General features: G+C 56.8%; 9 protein-coding genes. 4 read left to right on the plus strand and 5 right to left on the minus strand.

Annotated features, from left to right (window positions below; genetic code table 11):
* Positions 1 to 4: 4 nt before the first annotated feature.
* The 3 genes from AC2FIP_RS17450 to puuE form a co-directional block, all read right to left on the minus strand.
* Positions 5 to 1,432 carry a nucleobase:cation symporter-2 family protein gene (locus AC2FIP_RS17450; protein ID WP_142640116.1) on the minus strand — a complete coding sequence of 476 codons (1,428 nt, stop codon included), beginning with the start codon at positions 1,430 to 1,432 and terminating at the stop codon, positions 5 to 7.
* A gap of 63 nt (positions 1,433 to 1,495) precedes the next feature.
* Complete coding sequence (locus AC2FIP_RS17455; RefSeq protein WP_496787465.1) at positions 1,496 to 1,978, minus strand: ureidoglycolate lyase; 483 nt, start codon at positions 1,976 to 1,978, stop codon at positions 1,496 to 1,498.
* On the minus strand, positions 1,975 to 3,393 hold the full coding sequence (gene puuE, locus AC2FIP_RS17460; protein WP_496787466.1) for an allantoinase PuuE: 1,419 nt from the start codon (positions 3,391 to 3,393) through the stop codon (positions 1,975 to 1,977). The genes AC2FIP_RS17455 and puuE overlap by 4 nt, the downstream gene beginning before the upstream one ends.
* A gap of 209 nt (positions 3,394 to 3,602) precedes the next feature.
* On the opposite strand from puuE, the gene uraH reads away from it, so the two are divergent.
* Positions 3,603 to 3,959: a hydroxyisourate hydrolase gene (uraH, locus tag AC2FIP_RS17465; protein ID WP_496787468.1), complete on the plus strand. Its 357-nt coding sequence runs from the start codon at positions 3,603 to 3,605 to the stop codon at positions 3,957 to 3,959.
* Positions 3,960 to 4,100: 141 nt separating this feature from the next.
* Here the strand turns inward: uraH and AC2FIP_RS17470 are convergent, their stop codons facing one another.
* Entirely contained in the window at positions 4,101 to 5,021 is a 921-nt protein-coding gene (locus AC2FIP_RS17470; RefSeq protein WP_496787469.1) for a LysR family transcriptional regulator, read from the minus strand.
* A 96-nt stretch (positions 5,022 to 5,117) separates the two neighbouring features.
* Here AC2FIP_RS17470 and AC2FIP_RS17475 point away from each other — a divergent pair, with 96 nt between their 5' ends.
* From AC2FIP_RS17475 to AC2FIP_RS17485, 3 genes are all read left to right on the plus strand, one after another.
* Positions 5,118 to 6,341, plus strand: coding sequence for a urate hydroxylase PuuD (locus AC2FIP_RS17475; RefSeq protein ID WP_496692314.1), 1,224 nt, complete (start codon positions 5,118 to 5,120; stop codon positions 6,339 to 6,341).
* Positions 6,342 to 6,497: 156 nt separating this feature from the next.
* Complete coding sequence (locus tag AC2FIP_RS17480) at positions 6,498 to 8,303, plus strand: autotransporter assembly complex protein TamA (protein WP_496692313.1); 1,806 nt, start codon at positions 6,498 to 6,500, stop codon at positions 8,301 to 8,303.
* A complete protein-coding gene (locus AC2FIP_RS17485; protein ID WP_496787470.1) occupies positions 8,300 to 12,373 on the plus strand; it encodes a translocation/assembly module TamB domain-containing protein in 4,074 nt (1,357 codons plus the stop codon). The genes AC2FIP_RS17480 and AC2FIP_RS17485 overlap by 4 nt, the downstream gene beginning before the upstream one ends.
* A gap of 457 nt (positions 12,374 to 12,830) precedes the next feature.
* Here the strand turns inward: AC2FIP_RS17485 and AC2FIP_RS17490 are convergent, their stop codons facing one another.
* A complete protein-coding gene (locus tag AC2FIP_RS17490) occupies positions 12,831 to 13,763 on the minus strand; it encodes a LytTR family DNA-binding domain-containing protein (protein ID WP_142640101.1) in 933 nt (310 codons plus the stop codon).
* Positions 13,764 to 14,058 lie beyond the last annotated feature (295 nt).

Here is a 14,058-nt window from a genome sequence, read left to right on the forward strand (position 1 = left end):
TTGGTTACTTGCCGGGAAGGCTGCCTGACCCGTGCCCCGACATGCCGCCCGAAACTTCTTCGGTTGCCTCATCGGCCAACTCATCCGGCAGGATCAGGTTCAGCACGATGGCGATCAGAGCCGCAGGCAGCAGCCCGCTTTTCATCAGGATGCCCAGAGTATCGGGCAAGTGTTGCACCGCACCCGGCTCGAGCTGGAGGCCGAACCCGATTGACAGCGCGATGGCAAAGATCACCATGTTGCGCCGATTCCAATCCACATCGGACAACATCGAAACACCCGCGGCGACAACCATCCCGAACATGACGATGACGCCACCGCCCAGTACTTCGATCGGAACGGTGCGGATGATCGCGCCAACCTTGGGCACCAGGCCGCACAGGATCAGAAACAAGGCGCCGATGGTGACGACATTTCGGCTCATGACGCCGGTCATCGCGATCAGCCCGACATTCTGGCTGAACGACGTGTTGGGTAAGCCGCCGAACACGCCCGCCAGGGCCGAGCCGAAGCCGTCAGCATAGGTTGCACCGGTGATTTCCTTGTCCGTGGCTTCGCGCCCGGCTCCGCCTTTGGTCACACCCGACACATCCCCCACCGTCTCAACTGCCGAAACAAAGGCCATCAGACAGAACCCGATTATGGCGGCGAATGAGAACTCGAACCCATACTTGAAGGGCACAGGCAGGGCGAAAGTTGCAGCGCGGCTCCAGCTTGTTCCGATTGCCTCAAACGTGATCATGCCAACCATCAAGGCATAGACATACCCAACCGCAAGACCAATCAGAACGGCAGAAACCGAAAGCATTCCGCGCGTAAAGAACTTCAGCCCCAGCGTTACCACAACCACGACCAAAGCAGCCGACCAGTTCAGCGCCGAGCCGTATTCAGGCGTTCCAATGGCCGGAACCCCTCCGGCGGCGTATTGAATGCCGACCTTTACCAACGCCAGACCAATCATCGTCACCACAAGGCCTGTGACCAGAGGTGGCAAGGCAAAACGGATTTTGCCAATCACCGTGCCCAGCAGGGCATGGAACACCCCACCGATAATGACACCGCCAAACAATGCGGCCAGACCATCGACGCCTTTGCCAGCAACCAATGGGATCATGATCGGCAGAAAGGCAAAGCTAGTGCCCTGAACAATAGGCAAAGCCGCTCCTACCGGACCAATCGTCACCGTTTGGAGCAAGGTCGCGACGCCGGCAAACAGCATCGACATCTGGATCAGGTACAGCAGTTCCGGAAAATCAGGAGAGTTCGAACCGAACCCAAACCCGGCGGCCCCAGCAACGATGATCGCAGGCGTCACGTTCGAAACGAACATCGCCAGAACATGTTGAATGCCCAGCGGAACTGCCTTGTGCAGCGCCGGGGTATAATTTGGATCCCGAAGTTGTTCGGGTGTCCCTATTGAAGTGTCAGCCATGAGTTACTGTCCTCTCTGTCAGATTCACGGGGGTCTTACCGCTTATGCTGCGGCTTCAATTGGCTACGACACCACCTGATAAGGGGTATCGAACCAGTATTCTTCCAGGTTGGGCCCATCGCCGATCCGATCAACAACGGCGAACAATCCAGGGCCATGCAACGGTGTCAAAACGCCGTGCCACGTCCCACGATGATAATTCACCGCCTGACCGGACCGGGTGACAAAGGCACACGGCTCGCCCGGCTGCCCGTCAACATCTGGTGCTACAACGACCAGAAAGGGTTGATGGGTCATGGGCACAAAGGCCTGACTGCCATCAGGATGCCGTTCAACCATATCCAACTGGTACGGCAGGGTTCGGGGGTTGGCGTTGAACAGGCTGATCCCGGCGCGGCCGCCCGCGAATTCAAGGGCCGCCCGATCATGAAACCGCCCGCACTGGCCTTGATTGATGATCTTGTCCGGGTCGCCCGCGGCCTCGATTACATCTCCGAATGAGGCAAAAGCGTCAGGCGTTAAAGGAACGGTCCGGATCTGTTTCATGAAGGCAACACATCCCTCAGGCGGAATTCGGCAATACGCTCGACCTGTCGGCAGGCCTCGGCGAATTCGGTTTCCCGATCCTGATCTATCCGCCGCTGAAACGCCTGCTGGATAGAGGCTTTGTCATGATCACGCACAGCAATAATGAATGGAAATCCGAACTTGTCGGTATAGCGCCTATTCAGATCGGTGAAGGCATCGCGTTCGGCATCCGTCAACGCATCCAGCCCCGCCGAGGATTGTTCCGCCGTGCTTTCCTGCGTCAGTCGCTTGGCCTGTGCCAGCTTGCCTGCCAGATCCGGGTGCGCGGTCAGCACGCCCAGCCGCTCCTCATCCGAGGCCGAACGGAACATGCGCGTCAGTGCGTTGTGCAACCCGCCGGCAGTATCGTGAGCCGCGCCGAGTTCCAGCCCATGGGCGCGCTCTGCAATCCACGCCGAATGTTCGAAGATCCCGCCATAAGCGGCAACGAAAGCGTCCCGCGCCATTTCTGACGGCTTTGGACCTGATACAGGCGGGTGCTGCGCTGCCCAATGCTGGGCGATCTCCAGACGGGTCGCGAACCAGACATCCGAGTGCCCACGCGCATAATCCAGAAACCGTTTCAGCGCCATGACCCGACCTGGACGACCGATCAGGCGGCAATGCAGACCGATCGACAACATCTTGGGCGCACCGGCTTCACCCTCGGAATAAAGCGCGTCGAAACTGTCTTTGAGATAGGAATAGAACTGATCGCCCGAATTGAAACCTTGCGGCGTTGCAAAGCGCATATCGTTACAATCGAGTGTATATGGTACGATCAACTGGTCCCGGCCAGAGGCCTGCATCCAATAGGGCAGATCATCCGCATAGGTGTCCGCCACATAGGCAAAGCCCCCCTCTTCGGCCACCAGACGCACGGTGTTCTCGGAACACCGGCCGGTATACCAACCATAGGGACGTTCCCCCACGACCTCGGTATGCAGGCGGATAGCCTCTTCTATTTGAGCGCGCTCCTCCGCCTCGGACATATCCTTGTGTTCGACCCATTTCAGGCCGTGACTTGCGATCTCCCAACCTGCGTCTTTCATGGCGGCAACCTGATCGGGCGACCGTGCCAGCGCCGAAGCAACACCGTAAACGGTTATGGGCAAGTCCTGCATCAAGCGGTGCAGACGCCAGAACCCTGCCCGCGACCCATATTCATAGATCGATTCCATGTTCCAATGACGCTGGTCTGGCCATTGCGCTGCGCCGACAATCTCGGACAGAAAGGCCTCGGACGCGGCATCACCGTGAAGCACGCAGTTTTCGCCACCCTCTTCGTAGTTCAGCACAATCTGAACGGCCAGATTTGCTCCGCCAGGCCACTGGGCGTTTGGCGGGTTGGCTCCGTATCCGATCATGTCACGGGGATAGCGAGGGGGCTGCATGAATGTTCCGTCTCAGTTGTGTTACACTACCTACGCTTTACCGCAGAATTGGAAGCAGTATTATCAAATCAATCCGAACGCTGTTTCCTTTTCTTTCGGCATTCCCAAAGTCTCGGGTTTCGCCCCAGACTGCGTCAAACAATACTCGATTGCAGTTTGCGGTTTTCAACAGCCACTCGTTGCGGTGATTGGAATATGAGGAGAAACGCGTGGCAGGATACCTGACAACCCATGTTCTGGACACCGCCAAAGGCTGTCCCGCAGAGGGGCTGAAAATTGCTCTGTACGCGATTACCCAGGACGGACGCCACAAACTGGCTGAGATGCTGACCAATGCAGACGGGCGAACAGACAGCCCAATACTACCGCAAGCAAACTTTGAAACCGGGGAATATGAGCTTGTTTTCAGCGCGGGTGACTATCTGCGCGCCTCTGGCCAGGCGGATGACGAACAGCTGTTCCTGGATGAGATTCCAATCAGGTTTGGTATGTCTGAAGCAGACGCCCACTATCATGTGCCGCTCTTGCTTTCGCCATACAGCTACTCCACGTATCGTGGCAGCTAACTGACCGGGCGAACCTTCCGCCCGTCGATCGCCCCTGCCGGGCCTCCTCCTGTTGAGCCGGGCGCCGCACCCGTTGGGCGCGGCGCGGATAGTGACGGTTACAGCCCTTCGAGAAAATTTACGCGCGGCCGGGAGCCTTTGCTAACCGTTGATGTCCGAGTTTTGCACAACCTTGCCAATTCGCGCGATCATGAAATCCATGAACAAACGCGCCTTGGGATCCTGGTGACGTCGATGGGTATAGAGACACGCCATCTGAACAGAGACAGGAGGTGTCTCCTTTGCAACCACCACAAGACGTCCAGCCTTGAGATGTCCCGCTGCCTCAAACACAGGTTTCATCGCGATCCCCTGCCCTGACAACGCCCAATCGGTCAAAACATCTCCGTCATCGCATTCAAACCGGCCCGACACGGCATAACGTCTTGGCCCGTCTGGAGTTTCCAGCATCCACTGAAACTCTGCAGCGCCGGGATACCGCAGGTTAAGACACTCGTGCTTGTCGGACACAAGATCGGCTCCGTTTTGCGGCATCCCCTTGCGTTTTACATAGTCCGGTGCAGCACACAGAACCCGCGCGCAATCCGCGATCTTGCGAATACGCAGGGTGCTGTCCTCGGGCTGGCCAATGAAAAAGGCCAGATCCAGTCCTTCGGTCGTCAGGTCCACTGACCTGTCGGTCAGGCGCAATCGCACATCAATTTCGGGGTATTCCGAGAGAAAATCCGGCACATGTGGGGCTAATAACCTGCGCCCGACGCCCAAAGGCGCGGCTACGAACAGTGACCCGCGGGGGGCTTCGGTCAGGTGAACAACCTGCGCCTCGGCTTCATCTACGGCATCCAGGACCGCAACCGCTCCAGGGTAAAACGCACGTCCCTGCTCGGTCGGGCTGAGGTTACGTGTAGTCCTCTGAAACAGACGCACGCCCAAATGATCCTCAAGCTGTGATATTCGCGCCGAAGTCACCGCCGGTGAAACACGCAAATCCCTCCCGGCAGCAGACATGCTGCCCAGATCATAGACACGAACGAAGGTGCGAATATTGTCGAGATAGGACATCTTATCGTTTTTTTTGATACAGTTTGACAATATACGGGAATACCGAAGAAAAGCCAGTTTGCCTAGGGTGACTATAACCTACTGGAGAGAACTCTCATGTTTGAATTCGCCGTGTTCTGGGATTGGATGGCATTCGCTGTGCGCTGGCTGCACGTAATCACTGCTATCGCCTGGATCGGATCATCCTTTTACTTCATCGCTCTGGACCTTGGCCTGAATCGGGATATCCCCGGCCCCGCCGACGGGGAAGAATGGCAGGTACATGGCGGCGGCTTTTACCATATTCAGAAATACCTCGTCGCACCCGAGCGGATGCCGGATCATCTGACCTGGTTCAAATGGGAAAGCTATGCCACCTGGCTTAGCGGAGCTGCGCTGTTGATGATCGTCTACTGGGTTGGTGGAGAGCTTTATCTGATTGATGCGCAAAAGGCCGATCTGGCGCTGTGGCAGGGCATTCTGATCTCGGCTGCCTCGTTGACTATGGGCTGGCTGATCTACGACTTCCTGTGCAAATCCGGTCTGGGTGAGCGCCCAACATTACTGATGGTGCTGCTGTTTGTCCTGCTGGTGGTGATGGGCTGGGGGTACAACCAAATATTCACCGGGCGCGCGATGATGCTGCATCTGGGCGCGTTCACCGCCACGATCATGACAGCGAATGTATTCTTCATCATCATGCCGAACCAGCGCATCGTCGTAGACGACCTTAAGAATGGCCGCACCCCGGACCCGAAATACGGCAAGATCGCCAAGTTGCGTTCGACTCATAACAACTATCTGACCTTGCCAGTGGTTTTCCTGATGCTTTCGAACCACTACCCGCTGGCCTTTGCCACCCAATACAACTGGATCATTGCGGCGCTGGTATTTCTGATGGGTGTCACAATCCGTCACTACTTCAATACACGCCACGCTCGCGCCGGTGATCCGACCTGGACCTGGCTGGTGACCGCTCTGCTATTCATCGCCATCATGTGGCTGTCCACCGCGCCTATGTACAAACCTCTGGAGGAGGCCGAGGCGCAGCCGCTCACCGCATTTGAACAGAAATACGCAGCAGCAGACGGGTTCGAACAGGCACATGATGTCGTTCTGGGGCGCTGTTCCATGTGCCATGCGCGCGAACCGGTTTGGGACGGCATCCTGTGGGCGCCAAAGGGCATTCTTCTGGAAACCCAAGGTGACATCGCCCGCAATGCGAAACAGATTTACCTGCAGGCCGGTGTCAGTCACGCCATGCCACCCGCAAATGTCACCTATATGGAACCGGAAGATCGCGCGGCGATCATTCGCTGGTTCCGCAATGCTGGCCTTTGAACTGGCACTGAGCCATCACTTGTTCCGCTAATTTTCTTGGCCAAACGATAAACGCTTCCCCTACACGATTACAGATGTTCTAACTATCCTTAAGGGGCCGCCACATCCGAAAAGGCGCCGAAATTAATTTCTAGTTGGGGCAGCTGGAGCCAATAGATGCAGCGAATAAGACAATGCAGCTTTGTGAGAAATTGTCTGTTCGGAATTGTCGTCGCCACATTGCCCACATCGCTGGCCGCATTGGAAACCGTCCTCACGGCACCGGGCGCTCCGAAAGCACTGGTTGAACGGATCGAAGATACCGCATCGGTGACAACCGCAGAATCCCGCGGGCTGGACACGCCGCTTGAACTTTTGTCAGCGGCCCTGTCCGACTATACCACCATTGTTCAGATCCTTTATGACGAAGGCTATTTCAGTCCCGTCGTCAGCATTAAACTGGACGGGAAAGAGGCGGCGGAACTCAGTTCACTCAACGTGCCCAATCAGATCAACAAAATCGTGATTGCTGTTAAAACCGGCCCAACCTTCACATTTGGCCAGGCGGTGGTCCGGCCGATCGCGACCGAAACGGTTCTTCCCGAAGACTATGCGACGGGCAAACTGGCCACCACCGGCGCCATTCAGCAAGCCGCGTCAGCAGGCGTGCAGGGATGGCGTGACGCGGGTCATGCCAAGGCCGAGGTCAGCGGCCAGAAAGTCATTGCCCGCCACGCCCAGGCAAAGCTGGATTCCCGCATTGACCTCGCCCCGGGACCGCGTCTGAGCTTTGGAAAAATGTACATCAAAGGCGACAGCGATGTTCGCCACAGGTCCGTCGAACAAATCGCCGGCTTCCCTACCGGAGAGGTGTATTCCCCCCAGCAGGTGCAAAAGGTCGGAACCCGGCTTCGCCGCACCGGCACGTTTAATATTGTCTCGATCGAAGAGCACGACACTCCCAACCCTGATGGCTCCCTGGATTTCGATGTCTATCTTGAAGACATGCCCAAACGCCGCCTGACCTTCGGTTTGGAAGTGGCCTCGCGCGACGGGATGGAGCTGTCGACGACCTGGACGCATCGCAACGTGTTCCGCCGCGCCCAACGGCTGCGGTTTGAAGCATCGTTGCGCAATATTGGCGGGGCCGAGGATCTGGACGGGCGCATCGGGCTGCGGCTGGATCAGCCCGACCGGCTGGGCCCCGATGACAGCACGTTCTGGAGCGCCCTTCTGGAACGTCGCAACACCGATAATTACAACGTGACTGTGACGTCACTGGCCTATGGTGCAAGACGCACATTTTCAGACCGCCTATACGCCGAAGCATCCGCCGGGTTTCAGTGGTCGGATGCAGATGACGCCTATGGCGACGGGCGCAAGTTCCGCTATTTTATCATGCCGTTCCGATCAGAATGGGACGAAAGGGACAGCAAGGTCAGCGCCACCAATGGCTATTACCTGGATGCCCGTGTGATGCCATTTGTCGGCCTGTCCGACACAGAAACAGGCCTCAGGATGTTTGCGGACGCGCGTGCCTATACCAGTCTGCGGACACAAGGTCGTCTCGTGCTGGCCGGGCGGGTCCAGATTGGGTCGATTGTAGGACCCGCCTTGGACGGGGTCACACCCGATTTCCTGTTCTTTTCGGGCGGTGCGGGCACTGTGCGCGGTCAGCCCTATGAAAGCCTCGGCATCCCTGTTGGCAATGAGGTTGCTGGCGGCAAGTCTTTCCTCGGTCTATCTGGCGAAGTTCGCGGCAAAATCACCGAGACAATATCGCTGGTCGGGTTTTATGATTATGGTGTTGTCGACACGTCCTCTTTTGTCAGCAGCGCCGCTGAGAGCCATTCCGGCGCCGGGCTTGGGATCAGATACGACCTTGGCGGCTTTGGCCCCCTGCGTCTGGATCTGGCCCTTCCCGTTCAGGGTGACACCGGAGACGGTCTGCAGTTTTACATCGGAATTGGTCAGGCATTTTGACACATCGTTTCTCATATCCAGTTGTTGCGGCGGTTCTGCTGTGGGTGCCGTACCCCGTTCTGGCGCAGGACGAAGGCGGCAGTATGCTAGAGCAGTTTCTGCAGGATACCCTGTCCGGTGATGATCAGAACGTGACCGTCAAAGGCTTGCAAGGCGCGCTGAGCGCACGGGCCACAATCGCAGAGATCACCGTATCGGATGACGAGGGCGTCTGGCTGACCATCAAAGATGCCGAACTGGATTGGAACAGACTGGCCCTGATACGTGGGCGGTTCTCGGTCAATGCGCTGACAGCGCAAGAGATCGACGTAGCCCGCGCGCCGGGCACCACAACCAAAGATGCCCCTCCTCCCTCTGCGGAAACCCAGACATTCCAGCTGCCCGAGCTGCCTGTCGCAGTTGAAATCGGCGAAATCCGCGTGGATCAGTTGTCGCTGGGGCAGCCGCTGATTGGGGTAGCCGCCGACTTATCCGTCACCGGAAATCTGTCGCTTGCTGATGGAACGCTGGACACCAATCTCGACGTGGTGCGGTTGGATCGTGCCGGAGATGAGATCACACTGACCGCCGGGTTCGACAACTCGACAAGCGAGATCAATCTGGACCTGAACGTGGCCGAGGCATCCGGCGGGCTTATTTCGACCGCTTTGAACATTCCCGACAGCCCAACGATCGAGCTGACGGCAAAAGGTGCCGGACCGCTGACGGATTTCACCGCCGATATCGGGCTGAGCAGTGACGGGCAGCAGCGTCTGGCCGGGCAGGTTCGGCTTGGTTCGACCCCTGACGACACTGCGGAAGGCATAGCATTTACCGCCGATCTGAACGGAGACCTGACACCTTTCGTCGGCCCTGCCATCGACCCGTTTTTCGGGACGGACTCGCGGCTGTTCGTGCAGGGTCAGACCCTGCCCGAAGGGGCGCTGGACCTGTCCGATCTTCAGCTTGCAACGCAGGCCCTGAACCTTGAAGGGAAGTTGGCCCTTGCCGAAGGTGGCACATTGCAGTTTGCCGCCTTGCAGGGACGCATTACCCCTCCGCAGGGACAGGCGGTCACGCTTCCGGTTGGCGGTGGTGACAAAACGATCAAGTCCGCGCAGATCTCGACCTTGTTTGATCAGAAGAACGGCAATCTCTGGGATCTTAGCCTGACAGCAGATAAGTTCAAATCCCCCCAGGCCGAACTTGAGAGCATGCAAATTATCGCGCAAGGCGTGCTCGATCAGGCCCTTGGATTTACGGTGAACGGCGATCTGCAAGCCAGCGTCACAGGCATTGATCTGACCGATCCGAACTTGAATACAGCCGTCGGAGATCGCATCACGCTGGACGGGCAGTTTGAGTATGGTGATGACCAGTCGCTGACATTGTCCGGTTTCGAACTGGTCGGGTCGGATTACACTCTGGCCCTGGACACGCTGATTAGCGGATTAACCAGCGGATTGGCTGTTGATGGCAAAGCAACGCTGGACGCTACCGACCTGTCCCGGTTCTCTGGCCTTGCCCAGTTGGAACTGGCAGGGTCGGCGTCGGCAGAGGTTCAGGGCAAGGGCTCTCCGCTTGAGGGCAGCTTTGACGGCAAAGTGGTAGTTCAGGGCAACAACCTGTCGACCGGTCGCGACGATATCGACCCCGTGATCGCAGGCCAAACCACCATCACGCTGGACGCCAGCCGTGGAGGGGATGGCATTTCCATCCGCGAGTTTAATCTGGACGGTCAGGCCGCGCAGGCACAGGCAAGTGGCGAAGTGACCACGCCTGATGGCAATCTGACAATCGACGGTCAGGCCAGCCTCAACGCGCCCGACCTCTCGGTCTTTTCCGGGCTGGCCCAGCGACAGCTTGGCGGGTCGCTCAGCGCACAAATGGACGGCAAAGGCACCCTGCAGACGCAAGAGTTTGATGGCACGGCCAGCATTACGACGCAGGATCTGCAGACAGGTATATCCGAAGTCGATCCTCTGCTTGCAGGCAAAACCGTGATCGCCTGGGATGGTGCGAAAACGGGAGACCTTATCGACATACGCAAAGCCACCATCAACGGACGGGCCGTGACAGCACAGGTGAGCGCGTCGATCAATGACCCAACCGGCAATCTAGTTCTTGATGGTCAGGCACAGGTGACTGTCCCTGATCTTTCGCTATTTTCGGACCTCGCGGGCCGGGATCTTGCCGGGTCGGTTACCGCGGATATCAATGGCAACGGAGCTTTGTCCAGCCAGACCTTCGACATAGCCGGCGATGTCGATGCGCAGGACGTCCAGATTGGCATCAGTCTCGTCGACAAACTGATCGAAGGTCGAACGACGCTGCGTGTCGATGCCGAGAACAGTGATCAGGGTCTGAATGTCCAAAACTTCAAACTGCGGGGCACCGCCTTGACCGCAGACGCTTCGGGTCAGGTCAGCAAAGAGACCGGCGGGCTGAGCTATTCGGTAAAGCTGGACGATCTTGCGCGGATTTCCAAGACGTTGTCAGGACCACTCACATTGGAAGGCAACGCCGCGCCAACAGCTTCGGGCCTTGAAGGAAGAGTCAGCTTGCGTGGGCCGGACAGTTCATACGCGTCGCTGACGGGGTCGGTCGGCTCTGACGGATCGGCAGACTTGGACTTTGACGCCGAGCTAAACAAGGTCGAGCGTTTCGCCCCAGACTTTCCAGGTACAATCACCGCCAATGGGACCGCAAAGCGCAAGGCAGGCGTCTGGACCATCAACTCTTCGGCGCAGGGTCCGGCACAGATCACCGGCGAAATCTCGGGCACGTTCGATGAAACCACAGGAAACGCCGATCTGAATGCGCAAGGCGGGGTTAATATCGGTATCGCAAACCTGTTCATCACCCCCAACCAAATCGACGGGACTGCGCGGTACGACCTTAGCTTGAATGGCCAACCCTCGCTTGAGGCGCTCAGCGGGTCGATCACGACCTCTGGAACCTCGTTGGCGATACCGGGTGCCGGTCAGACCATTACCGGCATCAGCGGCGCGGTCGAGTTGGCCAACAACCGCGCCAACATCTCCCTAAATGGTGGAACCCGCGCCGGGGGTAATTTCACCGTCGCGGGCCCGATTGACCTGACGCCTCCGTTCAATGCGCAAATTACGACCACGCTCAATCGTCTCGTGCTGACGGATCAGCTTTTGTACGAGACGATCCTGAACGGGCAAATCGCAATGACCGGAGCTTTGGCTGGCAACAGCACAATAGTCGGGCAAATTACATTCGAGGAAACCAATATTAATCTCGCCGCCGCCTCGGGTGCGGTCGGCGCTGCACCCATACCAGAGATCGAACATATCAACGAAAACGCGGCCAGCTATAGGACTCGGGAACGTGCTCGTTTGGTAAAACAGGACGATGCCACCCAAAGCGATTCCCGTATTGCGCTGGACATCGCTCTGCTCGCCCCCAAAGCCGTGTTTGTCCGAGGTCGAGGCGTGAATGCCGAACTCGGCGGACAGCTGTACATAGGCGGTACAACAACCTCGATCATTCCTTCGGGTCAGATCGCTCTAATCCGAGGCAATTTCGACATTCTGGGCCGCAGGCTGGCCCTGACAAAAGGTATCGTGACCCTACAAGGCGACTTGACACCCTATATCGAATTTGAATCCTCAAACAGCACCTCGGACGGGACCGCTACAATCGAAATCGCCGGGCCGCTGGACGCCCCCGAAGTCAACGTGTTCTCGGATCCGGAACGGCCAGCAGAAGAGGCGCTGGCCATGCTGTTGTTTGGCAATCGTTTCTCTGAGCTGTCCCCCTTTGTCATTGCCCAGATGGCGGCATCGCTGGCGCAGCTCAGCGGTGCAGGAGGGGATGCAACCAAGGGTCTGAGGGAGTCGACCGGTGTCGACACAGTCGATATCGGAGCAACGTCAAGCGGCGGAATTTTGGGCGCCGGGGCGTATCTGGGTGACAATCTCTATACCGACTTTAACGTGAACACCGAAGGAAATACCGAAGTGAACCTCAATCTGGACGTCACCGATAATATCACCATGCGCGGAACCGTTGACGGGCGAGGGGAAACGGGATTGGGTGTCTTTTTCGAGCGCGACTACTAATCCTGCGCGGAACTCTGCATCTGTGACAACAGTTTCGGGCCAAATCACAGGAAGGCAGGGAGTTTCATTAACCCCTTTACTATCAACTTCTTAACATGACAGCGAATGCACAAGTCGCTCTATTCATTTCGTGCGACACGAATTTTCATTGCCATTCGTTTCGAATTTTTGACGTTTCGTACCAATTTCATTGCCAGGTCCGTGCCTATGCAGGAAAAGAAGGCAGCGCCTGGTTTTGCGGCGCCTTTATCGAGTGACGTGTTGACCAGTACGACCTGATTATAGAGGGGGAAAAACTCAAAATCGGGGAAAGCAAAAGATCAAAATTCAAGTCTTTTCATTACTAAAAATATTGAACTGTCCACCTTCCCATCCACTGCGTATTCTGTACCCAGTAGCGATGGGAAGGTGGATTATCTAAACGAACCGATAAGCCGGATGTTTCTGCCGAACGATGTCAGGTTTGTTGTGGTGAAGCTTTGACTGTTGCCGGGCTTTCCGCTGACGCCATCTCGGACAGCCAATCACGCACGGCGCCGTGCCGACTACGGGCGATAGCGATCTTTTTGCCGCAGCCCAGAACCAGATATCCGACTTCATTCAGGCTTTGAGCAATATCCACACACCGATTGGCAACCCAAAAGGACCGATGCACCTGTAGGCCATAGCATTCTGGCATTTGCGATAGGATGCCTTTGAACGTTGAACGCACCAGCACTTCTTTTTCATCTACACGCAGGGTGACATAGTGCTGCTGAGCCTGAACGAACAAAATGTCCTTGGCCAAAAAATTTTGCCCATTGGCGGACACTAAACCATTGGCCACAGGAACACGGGATTCCACTCTGCTATCCGGCTCGTCCTCGGGTTGCGGATCGCTGGCGCGCAGGCGGGCCAGATAAGGTGGAAAAACCCAAACGATTACGATCACTTCAATTCCAACGACGAGAAAGTACTGAGGCAGCAAAAGCGGCGAGTTTTCAAAGCTGAAAGACAGAAATGTACTGAAAACCATTGTCGTTGCGAATTGGGCAAACTGCATCGCCCCATACGCAATGGGAAAACATGTCAGCGGGGTGAAAAACCGTTTGATGCCCAGATATCGGCTGCAGAATGCTTCAAAAAGCAACATCAGCACCACCGAGCCCATATACCCCAGCAATCCGCACATCCAATAGATCGTGCGCCCCAGCCCGTTTAGCGGTTCAGCAAACAATGACGGCGTCGCACCAATGAGCAGCAGCATCAAAGCAGGCAGAAACATCAGGAAGTTTCTGGACAGGAAAAAACTAAGGACTTCGCTCAGGATCGCATCAACCGACATACCCGGCAATACGACAAACGAAAGCTTAGCCTGTTTCAAATCGTTATACACGTCTTGCGGTTTCATTCAGCCCTTGTTGCTCTGATCGCACTACTACCATCTATTTCGGCTTCGGCGCCTAGGCCCGACTGCTCACAGGTTCGGGCCCTGCGCAATCGGTTCCCCAATTTCGTTTCCAAACCCAATCAAGACCTAACCTGACGACCGCAAAATGGGCGCTTTGGTGGCGTTTTCTTAGGCTCAAAATTGCTGAAACCAGAGAAATATGGCGCAAATGGCGCAAAGCTGAGTGGGAAATGCCTATTTCCGCGTTGACGTCGCGGAAACCTAAAAGGGCGACCTCGCAAGGCCGCCCTCAAAA

The organism is Ruegeria sp. CDSB114 (assembly GCF_059611025.1).

Coding starts and splice junctions, on each gene's coding strand:
- AC2FIP_RS17480 (WP_496692313.1), top strand. CDS start 6,498: ATGCAGCGAATAAGACAATGCAGCTTTGTGAGAAATTGTCTGTTCGGA.
- AC2FIP_RS17470 (WP_496787469.1), bottom strand. CDS start 5,021: ATGTCCTATCTCGACAATATTCGCACCTTCGTTCGTGTCTATGATCTG.
- AC2FIP_RS17450 (WP_142640116.1), bottom strand. CDS start 1,432: ATGGCTGACACTTCAATAGGGACACCCGAACAACTTCGGGATCCAAAT.
- AC2FIP_RS17455 (WP_496787465.1), bottom strand. CDS start 1,978: ATGAAACAGATCCGGACCGTTCCTTTAACGCCTGACGCTTTTGCCTCA.
- puuE (WP_496787466.1), bottom strand. CDS start 3,393: ATGCAGCCCCCTCGCTATCCCCGTGACATGATCGGATACGGAGCCAAC.
- AC2FIP_RS17475 (WP_496692314.1), top strand. CDS start 5,118: ATGTTTGAATTCGCCGTGTTCTGGGATTGGATGGCATTCGCTGTGCGC.
- AC2FIP_RS17490 (WP_142640101.1), bottom strand. CDS start 13,763: ATGAAACCGCAAGACGTGTATAACGATTTGAAACAGGCTAAGCTTTCG.